Source organism: Brachybacterium nesterenkovii (assembly GCF_900163655.1).
Lineage (GTDB): Bacteria > Actinomycetota > Actinomycetes > Actinomycetales > Dermabacteraceae > Brachybacterium > Brachybacterium nesterenkovii.
The window spans coordinates 1-14,952 of the sequence record NZ_FWFG01000052.1 but is presented as its reverse complement, the minus strand read 5'-3'; the positions used below and the strand labels follow the sequence as shown (position 1 = coordinate 14,952).

Sequence of the window (14,952 nt, the reverse complement as noted above, 5' to 3'; positions counted from 1 at the left end):
TGCTCAGATCCTCAGGTGGCGGTGGAGGGAGACGATCGAGGCGCCGATCGCGAGGACGGCGCCGAGGGCCACCAGCGCAGGACCCACCCACCACAGGTCCGCGACGCCGACCTGGACGATCTGGGTGCCGAGCTCCCCGGCGAGCCAGTCCTCGACGAGGTAGCGCAGGCCGATCCACAGCATGCCGGTGGCGGCGAGCGCTCCGATGACGGCGGCGACCGCCCCCTCCATGAGGAAGGGGACGCGGATGAACAGGTTCGAGGCGCCCACGAGGCGCATGATCGCGATCTCGCGGCGTCGGTTGGCGACCGACATGCGGATGGTCGTGAACACGAGCAGCACCGCGGCCACGAGCATGAGCAGGGCCAGGCCCGCCGCGAACACCGTGGACTGGTTCAGGACGTCGATCACCGGGGCGTACACGCTGAGCAGGTCCTTGACCTCGTCCACGCCGTCGCGCCCCTCGAAGAACTGGACCACGGCGTCCGACCGCTCCGCGTCCTTCAGGGTGATGTGGAAGGACACCGGCATGTCCTCGGCCGTCAGGTCCGCGGCGAAGGACTGGTCGGCGAACTGCTCCTGGTAGATCGCGAGTGCCTCGGCCTGATCGCGCTCGGAGACGGTGTCGATGTAGGGGCTCAGGGTCCTGCTCTTGAGCGCCTCCCGCGTCTCCTGGATCTGGGCGTCGGTCGCGGCTCCGCCGGCGCAGGACGCGGCCGTGGAGTGCGGCGAGCACAGGAAGATCGTCACCTGCGACTCCTGCACCAGGGTGCGCTTGAGCTCGATGATCTCCTTCTGCATGAGCATCCCGGCGCCCACGAACGTGAGCGAGACGGCCGTGACGATCACGACGGAGATGACCATCGTGATGTTGCGCCACAGCCCCTGGACGATCTCCGCCAGGATGTACCGGGCCCTCATCGCGCACGCTCTTCGGGGACGTCGGGGAGCGCGCTCCGCCCCGCGCCGGGCGCAGCGGCCGCAGGCGCGTCATCGCCGAGCTCTGCCGCCCCCGCCTCGGCCCGCGATCCCGCGGCATCCGGGTGCTCCACGTCCGACGGCGCAGCACCAGGCTGATCCGCGCCGGGCTGATCCGCACCAGGCTGATCCGCGCCGGGTTGGTCCGCGCCGGGCTGATCCGCGCCAGGCTGATCCGCGCCAGGCTGATCCGCGCCGGGCTGATCCGCGGTCTGGGCCGCCAGGAACTCCTCGTACGTCATCCCGAACGCCGCGTCGAAGCCGCCGGCGGGATCGGAGTCCTCGTCCAGCAGCGTCTCGTCCTCGACATCCTGGGGCGTCGCCGCGCTCGAGCCGGACGCGGTGATCCGCGCCCACGCGCTAGCGGGGTCCAGCGCCTCCGCGTCATCATGGCGGTCCGCGTCCGCGCGCGTCTCCGCTGTTCCGATCGCGTCCTGCGGCACGCTCGGGGCGGGGACCCCCGAGGGCTTCGAGATGGCCCCTGTCGAGAGCTCCGTCGTGATGCCCGCCGCGCCCTCCGTCGCCGATGCCGCCTCGGCGGGGCTGTCCGACGCCGAGGACTCCACGACGGGGATCGCGCCGGTCGCGATGTAGGTGCCGCGCGCCTCGTCGCGGACCACGCGGCCGTCGGCCAGCTCGATCACGCGGCGCGCCATGCGATCGACCGCGCGCTGGTCGTGGGTGGCCATGAGCACGGTGGTCCCCTGCGCGTTGATCTCGGCGAGCAGCTCGAGGATCCCCTGCGCCGTGCCCGGGTCGAGGTTGCCCGTGGGCTCGTCCGCCAGGAGGATCGAGGGCCGATTGACGTAGGCGCGCGCGATCGCGACACGCTGCTGCTCGCCGCCCGACAGCTCATGCGGGAGCCGGCGTCCCTTGTCGGCCAGTCCCACCATCTCGAGCATCTCCGGGACCAGCCGGCGCACCTGGCGGCGCGGGGTCCCGATCACGGCGAGGGCGAACTCGATGTTCTGGTAGGCCGTCTTGCTGGGCAGCAGCCGGAAGTCCTGGAACACCATGCCGATCTCCCGGCGGTGCACGGGGACCTTCCACGAGGGGATGCGGGAGAGGTCCTTGCCCGCGACATAGACGCGGCCCGAGGTCGGGCTCGTCTCCTTGAGCACGAGCCGCATGAGGGTCGACTTCCCCGATCCCGACGGGCCGACGAGGAACACGAAATCCCCGCGCTCGATCTCGAGGTCGAGGTCGAGGAGCGCGGGTCGGGTGCCTCGCTGGTACGTCTTGGTGACGTCGTCGAATCGGATCACGGAGGTCCTGACCGGTCGGGCGGGATGGTGCGGTCCCAGAGTGGCATGCGAGCGCGGGGCCGTGAGGGAGGAGTCCGGGCGCGTCCGGTCAAGCCTTGGTCAAGCCGCGCGGTGCCTGTTCCCGCGATACTGCGGCACCCGGATCGTCGGCGCTGCCGACGGGCTGGCACCGCAGTCGACTGCTCGCGGTCAGCCGTGCGCGGTGACCGTGTCCTGCCAGCCGCTGAGCCTCAGCTGCTCGCAGTCACCGTTGCACCGCCGCTGCTCGCGGTCAAGGCGTGCGCGGCCAGCTGTTCGCGGTCAGCTGTTCGCCTGGGCCTCGGCGGCGGCCTCGCGCTGCTGTCCCACGCGCCAGCGGATGCCCGCCTCGATGAAGCCGTCGATCTCGCCGTCGAACACCGACGACGGATTGCCCTCGGTGTACTCCGTGCGCAGGTCCTTGACCATCTGGTACGGGTTGAGCACGTAGGAGCGCATCTGGTCTCCCCAGCTGGCCTTGACGTCGCCCGCGAGCTCCTTGCGCTCGGCGGCCTCCTCGGCGCGCTTGAGCAGCAGCAGGCGCGACTGCATGACGCGCAGCGCCGCGGCGCGGTTCTGGATCTGCGACTTCTCGTCCTGCATCGACACGACGGTGCCGGTGGGGATGTGGGTCATGCGGACGGCCGAGTCGGTCGTGTTGACGCTCTGGCCGCCGGGGCCCGAGGAGCGGAACACGTCGATCTTGAGCTCGTTCTCGGGGATCTCGATGGAGTCCGTGGACTCGATGAGCGGGATCACCTCGACGGCCGCGAACGACGTCTGACGCCGGCCCTGGTTGTCGAAGGGGCTGATGCGCACCAGGCGGTGGGTGCCGCCCTCGACGCTCAGCGTGCCGTAGGCGTAGGGCGCGGAGACCTCGAAGGTGACCGCCTTGAGGCCCGCCTCCTCGGCGTACGCGGTGTCCATGACCTTGGTCGGGTAGCCGTGGCGCTCGGCCCAGCGCATGTACATGCGCAGCAGCATCTCGGCGAAGTCCGCGGCGTCGACGCCGCCGGCGCCCGCGCGGATCGTGACGACCGCATTGCGCTCGTCGTACTCGCCCGACAGCAGCGTGCGGACCTCGAGCTCGTCGAGGGCCTTGCGGATGGAGGCGAACTCCTTCTCGGCCTCCTCGAGGGTCTCGGCGTCGTCCTCCTCGGCGGCGAGCTCGACCATCACCTCGAGATCGTCGATGCGCGAGCCGAGCTCGTCGACGCGGCGCAGCTCCGCCTGCGCGTGGGACAGGGCCGATGACACCTTCTGGGCGTTGTCGACGTCGTCCCACAGGTCCGGGGCGCTGGCCTGCTTCTCGAGATCGGCGATCTTCGCATGCAGGGCGTCGAGGTCCGTCACCTTCTCGATCGACGTAAGGGTCGCGCGGAGGTGAGGGATCTCTTCGGAGAAGTCGATGGCAGCCACGGGAGGGGAGTCTACGGGAGGGCGTGCGCACGGCGCTCAGTGCGAGGACCGCATCCGTTCCCGCGGTGGCGATCGCTCGAGGCGCATCCGGCTCCAGAAGCGGCGACGCGGCGCTCCGCGCCGCGCCGGATGTCACCGCGAGCGCGCGTCCCCGGAGGCGCGGATCGTGACGGCCGTGCCGGTACGACGGGTGAACCAGTCCACGAGCGGCGGGTCGACGCGGGCGACGAGCACCACGGTGACGGTGCCGTCCTCGGCGACGTCGAGCCGGTCGATCCGCGCGTCCCGCAGGCGCGTGGAACCCGAGGGGTACGCCTGGAGGTAGTCGGCCGCGGCGCGACGGGCCCGGTCGCGGGTGACGGCGGGGGTCGTGGCCGCGGAGGCTCCCGGGGCGTACAGCTGGGCCTCGTCGAAGGCCTGCGAGGCGGCGAGCGCGGAGCCGTCGGCCATCGCCTGCAGCTCGTTGCGCTCGAGGTGCACGCCGGTGATCGCGACCCCGACGCCGATCACCATGAGGATCACCACGAGGATCCCGGTCGTGAGGATCGTCATCGTCCCCGTGTCATCGCGGAGGCGCGCGCGGGCGCCAGTGCTCCGCGCCCCGTGCACGGCATGGGCAGGTCGCGCAGGGGTGACTCCCCCTCGTCGTGTCATCGCCCCTCCCCTGCTGCGGCGCCTGCGCTCACGTCGCGGTACTGGTCGACGCGCGCCATATGGCTGGCCCCGACGCGCACGGGGCCGTCACCGCCGAGCATCGGCCCGAGGCCGGGGATCGGAACGGGAAGACGGACCTCGGCGCGCACGTCCTCACCCGGGGCGGCGCACGGGTCATGGCTGCAGCGGATGGTGACGACGGCGTCGGGATCAGCGTCGATGCGGTGATCGGCCAGCACGTCCGCGGTCATCTGCCGCGCCCGGGCGTCGGCCCGGGCGGGGTCGGGCTCGGTCGCATGGATCCGTGCGGCGTCCCGCGCGATGACGTCCGCCGCGAACACGGCGCCCTGGACGCTCCCGAGGGACAGCACGAGGTACAGGCAGGGGATCAGCAGGATCACGGCGAGCGCGACGAACTCGACGATCGCGTTGCCGCGCTCATCCCGCAGGCGGGCCATCGGGAGCACGCTTCTCGCACGGGGCGGACTCGCCCCCGCGCTGTCGCCGCTCGCGGGGCCTCCGCTCTCGCTCCGCGCCCGCACAGCGTGCGCCCGCACCTCCCGCTCACTCACAGCGCGCGCACTCACAGCCCGCGCTCTCACAGCGCCTCCTCGGAGACCGCATGCCCATCGACCTCGAGGGTTCCGGATGGCCCCAGCAGGCCCACGAGAGGCATGGTGGCGACGACGCGGACCGTGATCCGGCCGGACGCGTCCTGGACGGCGTCCGTGCGGACCTCATAGGCGTCGCCGAAGCGCTCGCGCACGAGGAGGGCGGCCCGGTCGGCTCCGTCATCGGTGTCGTTGCCCAGCAGCGCCGCATGGTGGGCGCCCTGCACGGCGGCGTCCACGAGGGTGTTGCGCACGTGGACGATGATCGCCGCCTGGATCGTGGCCAGGCCGATGAGGACGATCAGCGCCGCGATCAGCGGGAACTCCACGACCGCCGAGCCCCTCTCGGAGCGCAGTCGGCGCGGGATCCGCATCAGAGTCCCTGGAGGAAGGGCGCCATCGCGTTCTCGAACACGGCGACGATCTGATCCGACGCGACGGCCCAGAGAGCCACCACGATCGCCGCGGTCATCAGCGTGATCATCACCCAGCCGGGCACATCGCCGCGGTCGGATGCGAAGCGGGAGCGCAGCGGGTCGGCGGGACGCAGATGGCGTCCCGCGACGGGGAGCGGACGGCGGGCGGCGGGCGCTGGGATGCGGTGCAGCGTGGTGCGGTGGACGGTCATGACGGGTCTCCTGGTGGATGGGGGACGGGGATCCGAGGGGTTGACAGGTGGCAGGGGGAAGACGGGAAGAGGCGCGTGCACATGGCGCGTCGGCAGGCGCACCGACAAGCTCCCGCAGCATCGTGCGAACACGGTCGGCTCCCGGGCCTCACAGCGAGATCTCCAGCACGGCGAGGCCGGGGAAGGCCGCGAAGACGATGACCAGGGGCAGCACGAGGAACACCACGGGCATCATCATCAGGATCTCCCTGCGCCCGGCGATCTCCATGAGGTCTCTCCTGGACGCCTCACGGGCGTCCTGCGCCTGGGCGCGGAGCACGTCGGCGAGCGGGGTGCCGCGCTCGATCGCGACGGCCATGCCCTCGCCGAACCTGCCCAGGGCGTCCAGCGGCGTCCGGTCGCCGAGGGAAATGAGTGCCTGGTCGACCGTCGCGCCCGCACGGATCTCGGCGACCGTCGCGGCGAACTCCGCAGGCAGCGCTCCGCTGCTCGTGCGCGCGACGCGCTCCATCGCCGCGACGGGGCCCTCCCCGGCGGCGACCGCCAGAGCCAGGAGGTCCGCGACCGTCGGGAACTCCCGCGCCATCCGCGCGGCACGGCGCGCGATCATCTGCGTGAGGACCCAGTCCCGGGCGAGCACGCCGCCCAGCACCCCGAGGACGACCATGGCCAGGCCCACCAGCGGCGAGGCGCCGCGCAGGGCCACGGCGCCGAGCGCGGAGAGCAGTCCGACGGCCCCGCCGCCGATCCCCCAGACCACCTGCTCGACGCGGAACGCCTCGACGCCGGCCCGCCGCCCGGCCAGGCGCAGCCGTCGCTCCAGCTGGGCGTGCCCGCCGGTCAGGCGCTCGAGGAGGCCGACGGTCCTGTCCGCCAGCGGTCCGGCGAGCACGCGAGCGAGCGCACGCGCTCGGGATCGCGCCCCGTCCTCCGGGGCGGGGACGCCGAGCAGGCGGCTGGTCTGGCCGCGCCGCAGGTAGGGGTCGACGCGCGCGGCGAGATCGGGGCGGCGCGTCCACGGGTTGTCGAGCAGCAGCATGGCGAGCCCCAGTCCCAGGACGAGTCCCAGGGCGGCGCCGATCAGGAGGGGGTGCTCGAGGGTCATCGCAGCACCCGCTCGTCCTGCGGGAGGCGGGCGATGCGCAACATCACCCGATAGGCGATCACGGACACGACCGCGCCGCCGAGGATCACGGCCAGACCGGTCGGCGAGTCGTAGGCCTGTGCCGCCTGCGGCCGGGTCGACATGAGCGCCAGCACGATCCACGGCGCCGCAAGAGCCAGGCGCGAGGCGTTGACCGTCCACGACTGGCGCGCCTCGAGCTCGGAGCGCGTGCGCGCGTCCTCCCGCAGGAATGCCGACAGGGTGCGCAGCAGCAGCCCCAGGTCGGTCCCGCCGACGTCACGGGTGATGCGGAGGGCCTCGACAATGCGGTCCCCCACGGGATCGGCGAGACGCGCCTTGAGGCGGTCGAGGCCGGACCCGAAATCCCCGCTGGCCTGGTAGTCGCGGGCGAACTCGACGAAGGGCGCGCGCAGCGCCTCCGGACCGCGCTGGCCGACCTGGACCAGCGCCTCGGGCAGGGAGAGCCCGGCTCGGACCGCCGAGGCGATGTGGTCGACCGTCTCCGGCCAGACCTCCCGCAGCTCGACCCGACGACGATGCGCGGCCGCCCGCAGAGCCGCCAGAGGGAGCACGGCGAGGATCCCGCCGAGGGCGAGCGCGACGACCGACGCGCCCGAGACGGACTGGACCAGCAGCGCAGTCAGCAGTCCGACCCCTGCGCAGACCACCGGCACCGCCCCCGCGGGGACGGAGCCCAGGCCCACCTGGACGAGATCATCACGGATCCGCAGGATCGGGCCGCTCGAGGAGACCCGACGCCTCGGGGCCCCGTCCACCTCCCACATCGAGACCCAGATCGCCAGCAGCCCGATGCCGAGCACGAGCCCCAGCAGCGCCCCCGCCCTCATGCCGCCCGCCCGAGCAGACGCGTCAGATCGCAGCCGGCGCGGGCGAAGCGCTCCGGGTGCGGCGGGAAGCCGTCGCCGCGGACCAGGCGCTCGCCCTCGAGATGGAAGAGATCGGCGATCTCGACGACGCCCTCCTCGACCCTGCCGGGGAGCGCCACGATCTCGCGGACACGGCGCGCCCCGCCGGGCAGGATGTCCAGGTGCACGACGAGGTCGATGCACGAGGCCACCGTCGGCACGACGAAGGCCGCCGAGACGTTCTCCCCCGCGAGCAGCGGCAGCGTGCACAGCTTGACCACGGCGTCCCGCGCCGAGTTCGCGTGCAGGCTCGCCATGCCCGGCAGGCCGGAGTTCAGCGCGATCAGCATGTCGAGGGACTCGGCCTCGCGGACCTCGCCGACGATGATCCGGCTGGGCCGCATCCGCAGCGACTCGCGGACCAGTCGTCGCATGGTGATCTCGCCGGTGCCCTCGAGGTTCGCCTGGCGGGTCTGCATCCCGACCACGTCGCGGTGACGCAGGTCGAGCTCGAAGACCTCTTCGATGGTCACGATCCTTTCCCGGGGGCCGATCGCGCTCGCGAGGCAGTTCAGGGCGGTCGTCTTGCCCGCCCCGGTGCTGCCGCTGACGATCACGTTGAGCCCCGACGCCACGGCGGCCTCGAGGAAGGCGGCGGCCCCGGCGGGCAGCGACCCCAGCGCCGCCAGGTCCCCCATCGAGTGCGCCCGGGCGACGAACTTGCGGATGTTCACCGACCAGTGGCGCCGGGTGACGCTCGGGATGACCACGTGCAGACGGCTGCCGTCGGGCAGCAGCGCGTCGACGAAGGGGCTCGAGAGGTCCAGGCGCCGCCCGGAGGAGACGAGCATCCGCTCGACGATGCTGCGGACCTGCGCGTTGTCGAGGACGAGCGGTGTCAGCTCGCTGCGGCCGTTGCGCGCGGTGAAGATCTCGCTCGGCGAGTTGACCCAGATCTCCTCGATCTCCGGATCATCGAGGAACACTTGGAGGGGCCCGAAGCCGCCGATGCGGGCGGCGATCGTCGCGACGGCGGAGTCGGGGTCACGCAGCATCGGCACGGCACCGGTGGCCGCGCGCCGGTCGTAGTCCTCGATCACCTCGCGGACGAGCCCGTCGAGCTGCTCGGCGCGCGTATCGAGACCGCGTCGCCGGATCAGCTCCCGGGACTCGGCCTCGATGACGGACAGAGCGTCCACGCGCGTCCCCCTCATCTCCCGGGCCCGGGCTCGTCCCCGGTTGCCGACACTCTAGGCGGATCAGGAAATCGACGCATCAGGGCTGAACCGGTTTGTGGACAACGGTGGTGGGGACGACCGACCGTTCGGGCGGCACAGCTGGCGACACAGCGCTGACCTGGCTCGAAGCTGCCCGATGACCTGCGGACATGAAGCACGTCACGTCGGATCCGGGCTGTCAAGCACCCTCCCGATCCCCTGCCGCTCCTCGGCGGCGGTGCCTACTGTCTGCCGCGAGCATCGGTCGTCCCGAGGGGCGCGGCGGACCCGCGGAGGCACTCCGCTGTGGCACTCCTGTGGCACTCCGCTGTCGACGCGGCACCATCCCCGCCGCGCACGGCTCCGAGGCGACCGACCACCACCGACCGACGAAGGAGCATCATGACCGACTCCAGCACCACCGACCGCGCGAAGTCCGCGGCCCAGGACGTCGCGGGCGACGCGCAGTCCGCCGCCGCATCCGTCGCGGGCACCGCCAAGGACGAGGCGCTCAGCGTGAAGGACGATGCCGTCGAGCAGGGGCTCAGCCTCGTCCGCGAGGCCCGCGGCACGCTCGGCACCCAGGCGTCGGAGCAGGTGTCCCGCTTCAGCGCTGCCCTGCGCTCCCTGAGCGACGACCTCGAGCGCCTCTCCCGCGGCGAGCAGGTCGAGCCGGGACTGGCCACCGAGCTCGCCGGACAGGCCACCGCCCGTGCCGGCGCCGTCGCCGACTGGTTCGAGGACAAGGAGCCCGCGGACCTCCTCGAGGATGTGAAGTCCTTCGCCCGTCGCCGCCCCCTCGCCTTCCTGGGGCTGGCCGCCGGCATCGGCCTGGTCGCCGGGCGCCTCACGCGCTCGACCGCCGAGAACCGCACCAGCCTGGGCTCCTCGGACGACGGCCCCTCCACGGACGCCGCACAGGCGCCCGCGCGCCCGGCCGCCCCGTCCGCCGCGGGAGCTCCGTCCGCCGGCGCCCCGGGCGTCAGCCACACCGGCACCACCCCGGGTCTGCCGCCCGTCCCGCCGGCGCCGCCGATGCCGACCGGCCAGGGCGCCCCGACTGTACAGGGAACCTCGAGTTCTCAGGGCACCACGACCACCGGCACCGCGCACACCCAGGGGGCGCAGCGGTGACCCACGCCCACGGATCCTCCACTCCCCCGCCCACCGAGGCGGAGCAGCGTGCCGAGACCGCATCGCTCGGCACCCTCATGGGCCAGCTGTTCGAGAACCTCTCGACGCTGATCCACCAGGAGGTCGACCTCGCCAAGGCCGAGCTCGCCCAGAGCGCGAAGAAGGCCGGGACCGGCGCCGGGATGCTCGGCGGCGCCGGCATCGCCGGGCACTTCGTCCTGCTGTTCCTGTCCATCGCCCTGTGGGCCGGCATCGGCGGCACCGCCGTCGGCTACGCCTGGTCCGGCGTAATCGTCGCCGTCGTGTGGGCGATCATCGCGGGCGTCCTGGCCCTGCTCGGCAAGAAGAACCTGGAGGAGGTCGACGGCGCCCCGCGCACGGTCGACTCCATCCAGCGCATCCCCGAAGCCGTCACCCCGTCGAAGGAAGCACGATGACCCAGAATCCCGAAGAGATCCGCGCCGAGATCGAGCGCACGCGCCTGAACCTGTCCGAGGACGTCGACGCCGTCGCCGACAAGGTCTCCCCCGCCAAGAACGTCGAGCGCCAGAAGCAGAAGGTCCGCGACCGCGTGGGCGATGCCGCGAGCACCGTCCGCGAGCGCGTGATGGGCACGGCCGACGACGCGCAGACCCGCGCGGCGGGCACTGCCCAGGACCTCCGCACGTCGGGCCGGGAGGCCGCGGCCGACGCCAAGGGGACGGTGCAGGATGCCGCAGGCACCCTCCAGGACAAGGCCCTGAGCGCCGTCGGCACCGCCCAGGACATGCCGCGCCGCGTCTCGCGCTCGACGCAGGGCAACCCGCTGGCCGCCGGGCTCATCGCCCTCGGGGCCGGGCTCCTGGCCTCCTCGCTGCTGCCGGCGACGAGCAGGGAGAAGCAGGTCGCTGCCCGTCTCGAGGAGACGGCGCAGCCGGCCCTCGACGCGGCCAAGGATCAGGCGCGGTCCGTCGCCGCCGCGCTCAAGGAGCCTGCGCAGGAGGCCGTGGAGACCGTGAAGCAGTCGGCCGCCGAGAGCGCCGAGACGGTCAGGTCCGAGGGCATGGAGCGCAAGGACGAGGTGACGGACTCCGCGAAGTCCGCCGCCGAGGACGTGCGCCCCTCCTGACCCTCAGCGCCCTCCGCACCCTCAGCACGCGCTGAGCACGCGAGCGCCCGGTCGACAGCCTCGGCCGGGCGCTCGCCTGCGGGGACCAGGGCCCGCCTGCTCTGACCGCACGGTCGGTCCCGTCGCCGCCGTTCACGATCCGATCCGGACGTCGTGCCACAATCGGGACCGCACCTCCCCTCTTCCCCGCTCCCCGCTCCAGGAGGCATCGATGGCCCGCACCACCGTGGACGACGCGACCGAGAAGGACACCGCCTCCATCGGCGGGACCGGCTGGAAGTACCTGGCCAAGCGCGTCCTGACGGAGTTCGGCCGCGACGCCGGCACCGACCAGGCCGCCATGCTCACCTACTTCATGGTGCTGTCGATCGCTCCCACGCTGCTGGCCCTGTTCTCCCTGGCCACGCTGCTGCTGTCGGACATGAAGGATCAGATCGCCCAGCTGCTGACGGAAGCGATCACGAGCTCCGGCATCGGGCAGGGCGCGCAGGGCATCGACTCGGCCGTGAGCTCGACCGTCGAGAGCCTCATGGGCTCGGCCACCGGCGGGACCATCGCCCTGATCATCGGCATCGCGACCGCGCTGTGGTCGGCCTCGGCGTACGTCAAGGCCTTCGCGCGCGTCTCCAACGTCATCTACGAGGTGCCCGAGGGCCGCGGCCCGATCCGCTTCAACCTCGGAATGCTCGCCGTGACCGCGGCCTCGATCATCGGCCTGCTGCTGATCATGGTCTCGCTGCTGCTGAACCGCACCCTGGTCGACTCCGTCGTCGGACCGCTCGCGCAGTCCGTGGGCGCCACCGGCGTGCTCGACTTCCTCTCCGGCGCCTTCCTGCAGGTCTGGGCCTGGGTCAAGTGGCCCGTGATCCTCGTGATCGCGATCCTCATCGTCGCCCTCCTCTACTGGGCCACCCCGAACATCAAGCGCCCCTTCCGCCTGCTCTCCCCCGGCGCCGTCGTCGCGATCCTGGGCACGATCCTCGCGGCCGTGGCCCTGTCGATCTACATGTCGACCGTCGCCGGCTACTCGAGCTACGGCGCGATCGGCGGCATCATGGCCGTGCTGTTCGCCCTGTGGGTCCTGAACATCGTGCTGATCCTGGGTGCTGAGGTCGACGCCGAGTTCGAGCGCGCCAAGGAGCTCGCCGCCGGCCGTCCCGCCGAGGCCTCGCTGAACCTCCCGCTGCGCGGCGCCCACGGCGCGGAGAAGAAGGAGAAGAAGTACGAGGACGTGGTCGACGAGGGCCGCGACATCCGCCTCGAGAACCTCCACCGCGACCGCGACGCCTACGTGAGCGACGACGGGCGCCTCACCGGTGCCGCCGACCGCGAGAGCGGCGGCTCCCATCCGATGCGCTCGCGCGGCCCCGCCGACCCCGTCGAGTGATCGCCCGACGACAGATCGCATGAGATGCTGCGCGGTCCGCCCCCGCCGGGGCGGGCCGCGCTCGTGCAGAGAGGGCCGGTGACCGGCATGTGCGGACGCTTCGCGTTCTACCAGGAGATCGACCCGCTGCTCGACGACCTCGGCGCCGTCGACCTGACCGATCCGCACATGCGGGCGCGCTTCAACGTGCCGCCCACCGCGCCGATCGTCGTGGTCACCGAGTCCCTCGACCGCGACTCCGGGGAGGTGCTGCGTGCGGCGCGCACCGCACGCTGGGGCCTGCTGCCGCCGTTCGCGAAGGACCTCTCCTTCTCCGCGCGCACCTTCAACGCCCGGCGCGAGACCCTGCGGGAGAAGCCGTCGTTCCGCGGGAGCCTGGGGCGATACCGCGCGATCGTGCCGATGGACGGGTACTACGAGTGGCGGCGCGACAGCCGCGGCAGGCGCTCAAAGCAGCCGTTCCTCGTCGCCCGGCGCGATGGGGCGCCGCTGCTCATGGCCGCGCTCGTGTCCTGGTGGCGCCTCGACGGCACTGATGCCAGCCGCGTTCCCCCGTCCGTCCCGCTCCCCGGCACGAGCGAGGACGGGCGCTGGCTGCTCACAGCCACGATCATCACGCGCGAGGCCACCGGCACGCTCGCCGATCTCCATGACCGCGCCCCGGTGATGCTCGACCGCGAGCACGTCGACGCCTGGCTGTCGACCGACATGGACGATGCCGCAGCCGCCCAGGCCTGGATCCTCGACGACGATCACCTGCTGGACCCGACGCTGCTGGAGATGCGTCCGGTCGATCCCGCTGTCGGCGATGTGCGCCAGCAGGGGCCCGAGCTCATCGCACCGATCGGCCCCGCGATCCCCGTCACCGCCTGAGCGCGCGCCCTGACGGCACGGAGCTGAACGCTCGTCGTGAGCTCGCGTCCGGCCGAGCCGATGTCCGGGCGCACGTCATGAGTCCACGACGTGAGCCCACGCCCTGAGCCCACGCCCTGAGCGCATCAGGTCGCCCGCGACCCGCGACGGACCCGGTCGGCCTGTCCGTCCGCCCGGGGCTGATCCCCCTGCCCCTCCGCTCGCCGTACCCTCGTCGTATGTCGACCGCCGCCCCCGCTCCCCCGCGCCCGCGGTTCGACCCCTTCCGCTGGGTCCTCGAGCATCCGGGCGTCGTCGACACGGTCATCTTCGGCGCCGCGACGTTCTTCCTCCTCGTCCCCGGGCTGCTCACGTGGACCTTCGAGCCGTGGTGGTTCTTCTCGCTCCCGATGATCGCCGCCGGTTCCCTCGGACGCGTCCGCCCGGGGCTGTGCGCACTCATCGTCGGCATCCTGGCCGTGCTCCACTTCGCCGTCGGTCAGCAGGTCATCCTCGGCGACGCGATGATCTTCTACGCGCTGTACTGCACCGTGGCCCACGCCAGGGTCGCCGTCGCCCGCACAGCCCTCGGCGCCGCACTGTTCGGGGCCCTCCTGCAGGCCCTCGCGGTCGGCGCTCTGGCGCAGACCGGCGTCGGGGACGTCCCGAGCCGGATCGCCGCGTTCGTGACGTCCGGCAGCGTGACCTTCTTCGTCGGGGTCATGGTCGTGATGGGCACGTGGGCGATCGGGAAGTACCAGCACGCCCGCATCGACCAGGTGCGCCTGGCCCGCGAGCGCGCGGAGCAGGCCGAGCACGAGCGCGAGCAGCGCGCCGCCCTCGCCGTCGCCGACGAGCGGGCGCGCATCGCCCGCGAGATGCACGACGTCGTCGCGCACTCCCTGTCGGTGATCATCGCCCAGGCCGACGGCGGCCGCTTCATCGCCTCCCAGGACCCGGCCAAGGCCGTGGCCGTCCTCGAGACGATCGGCACGACGGGCCGCAGCGCGCTCGCGGACATGCGCTCCCTGCTGGGCGTCCTGCGCCACGACGAGGAGTCCAGCTTCGGCCCCCAGCCCGACCTCACCGCCCTGCCCGAGCTGCTCGACCGCGTCCGGGCGACGGGCCTGCGCGTCGATGCCCACGTCACCGGGGACCTCGGCGGCCTCCCGCAGGCGACCGGGCTCTCGCTGTTCCGCCTGGTCCAGGAAGCGCTGACCAATGTGCTCAAGCACGCGGGCGAGCATGCGAGCGCCGCCGTGCGCGTGCAGCGCGACGACGCCGGGATCCTGGTGGAGATCCTCGACGACGGCCAGGGCATCGACCCCTCCTCCGACGGGCAGGGGCACGGGCTCACCGGCATGCGCGAGCGCATCGGGCTGCTTGGCGGGACGCTCCTGGCCGGTCCGCTGCCGGCGGGCGGCTTCCGCGTGAGCGCCCGCGTGCCGCTCGCCCGGTCCGCTGGCGCCGCGGCGCCCCGTCCCGCCGGCCAGATCACCGCAGCAGAGCCCGCCGCACCCGAGCCTGCCGCACCCGTGCCCGCCGCAGCAGAGACCGCCGCACCCGTGCCCGCCGCACCCGAGCACGCCGACCAGGACCGTGCCTTCGATCCGCGCGCCCTCCCCGCTCCTGCCTCGCCCTGTCTCTTATGCACAACATACACAGCCGACGAAGACGACAAAGAGGAAG

At 72.6% G+C, this 14,952-nt stretch carries 16 protein-coding genes; 6 read left to right on the top strand and 10 right to left on the bottom strand.

The features are described from left to right. Positions 1-3: 3 nt before the first annotated feature. The 10 genes from ftsX to FM110_RS05890 form a co-directional block, all read right to left on the bottom strand. Positions 4-921, bottom strand: coding sequence for a permease-like cell division protein FtsX (ftsX, locus tag FM110_RS05935; protein WP_087103571.1), 918 nt, complete (start codon positions 919-921; stop codon positions 4-6). After that, positions 918-2,243, bottom strand: coding sequence for a cell division ATP-binding protein FtsE (ftsE, locus tag FM110_RS14510; protein ID WP_234991956.1), 1,326 nt, complete (start codon positions 2,241-2,243; stop codon positions 918-920). Before ftsE ends, ftsX begins: the two co-directional genes overlap by 4 nt. 300 nt (positions 2,244-2,543) lie before the next feature. Next, entirely contained in the window at positions 2,544-3,680 is a 1,137-nt protein-coding gene (gene prfB, locus FM110_RS05925) for a peptide chain release factor 2 (protein WP_087103569.1), read from the bottom strand. A 132-nt stretch (positions 3,681-3,812) separates the two neighbouring features. Beyond that, complete coding sequence (locus FM110_RS05920) at positions 3,813-4,232, bottom strand: pilus assembly protein TadG-related protein (protein ID WP_234991955.1); 420 nt, start codon at positions 4,230-4,232, stop codon at positions 3,813-3,815. Positions 4,233-4,330: 98 nt separating this feature from the next. Next, on the bottom strand, positions 4,331-4,792 hold the full coding sequence (locus FM110_RS05915) for a hypothetical protein (RefSeq protein ID WP_087103565.1): 462 nt from the start codon (positions 4,790-4,792) through the stop codon (positions 4,331-4,333). Between the two features lie 140 nt (positions 4,793-4,932). Beyond that, positions 4,933-5,319 carry a TadE/TadG family type IV pilus assembly protein gene (locus tag FM110_RS05910; protein ID WP_087103563.1) on the bottom strand — a complete coding sequence of 129 codons (387 nt, stop codon included), beginning with the start codon at positions 5,317-5,319 and terminating at the stop codon, positions 4,933-4,935. Next, positions 5,319-5,573, bottom strand: a complete 255-nt coding sequence (locus FM110_RS05905; protein ID WP_087103562.1) for a hypothetical protein — start codon at positions 5,571-5,573, stop codon at positions 5,319-5,321. The genes FM110_RS05910 and FM110_RS05905 overlap by 1 nt, the downstream gene beginning before the upstream one ends. 148 nt (positions 5,574-5,721) lie before the next feature. Next, positions 5,722-6,678 carry a type II secretion system F family protein gene (locus FM110_RS05900; protein WP_087103560.1) on the bottom strand — a complete coding sequence of 319 codons (957 nt, stop codon included), beginning with the start codon at positions 6,676-6,678 and terminating at the stop codon, positions 5,722-5,724. Continuing rightward, positions 6,675-7,547 carry a type II secretion system F family protein gene (locus tag FM110_RS05895; RefSeq protein WP_087103558.1) on the bottom strand — a complete coding sequence of 291 codons (873 nt, stop codon included), beginning with the start codon at positions 7,545-7,547 and terminating at the stop codon, positions 6,675-6,677. Before FM110_RS05895 ends, FM110_RS05900 begins: the two co-directional genes overlap by 4 nt. After that, the gene (locus FM110_RS05890) at positions 7,544-8,764 is read right to left on the bottom strand and encodes a CpaF family protein (protein ID WP_087103557.1); all 1,221 of its coding nucleotides are present in this window, start codon (positions 8,762-8,764) and stop codon (positions 7,544-7,546) included. The genes FM110_RS05895 and FM110_RS05890 overlap by 4 nt, the downstream gene beginning before the upstream one ends. A 420-nt stretch (positions 8,765-9,184) precedes the next feature. Between FM110_RS05890 and FM110_RS05885 the strand changes: the two genes are divergently transcribed. From FM110_RS05885 to FM110_RS05860, 6 genes are all read left to right on the top strand, one after another. Beyond that, the gene (locus tag FM110_RS05885; RefSeq protein WP_087103555.1) at positions 9,185-9,916 is read left to right on the top strand and encodes a hypothetical protein; all 732 of its coding nucleotides are present in this window, start codon (positions 9,185-9,187) and stop codon (positions 9,914-9,916) included. Beyond that, complete coding sequence (locus FM110_RS05880) at positions 9,913-10,353, top strand: phage holin family protein (RefSeq protein ID WP_234991954.1); 441 nt, start codon at positions 9,913-9,915, stop codon at positions 10,351-10,353. Before FM110_RS05885 ends, FM110_RS05880 begins: the two co-directional genes overlap by 4 nt. After that, positions 10,350-11,024, top strand: coding sequence for a DUF3618 domain-containing protein (locus FM110_RS05875; protein ID WP_087103553.1), 675 nt, complete (start codon positions 10,350-10,352; stop codon positions 11,022-11,024). Before FM110_RS05880 ends, FM110_RS05875 begins: the two co-directional genes overlap by 4 nt. 211 nt (positions 11,025-11,235) lie before the next feature. Beyond that, entirely contained in the window at positions 11,236-12,411 is a 1,176-nt protein-coding gene (locus FM110_RS05870) for a YihY/virulence factor BrkB family protein (protein ID WP_087103551.1), read from the top strand. Between the two features lie 87 nt (positions 12,412-12,498). After that, complete coding sequence (locus tag FM110_RS05865; protein ID WP_087103617.1) at positions 12,499-13,284, top strand: SOS response-associated peptidase; 786 nt, start codon at positions 12,499-12,501, stop codon at positions 13,282-13,284. A gap of 218 nt (positions 13,285-13,502) precedes the next feature. Continuing rightward, a partial coding sequence (locus FM110_RS05860; protein ID WP_087103549.1) for a sensor histidine kinase occupies positions 13,503-14,952 on the top strand: 1,450 nt, incomplete at its 3' end.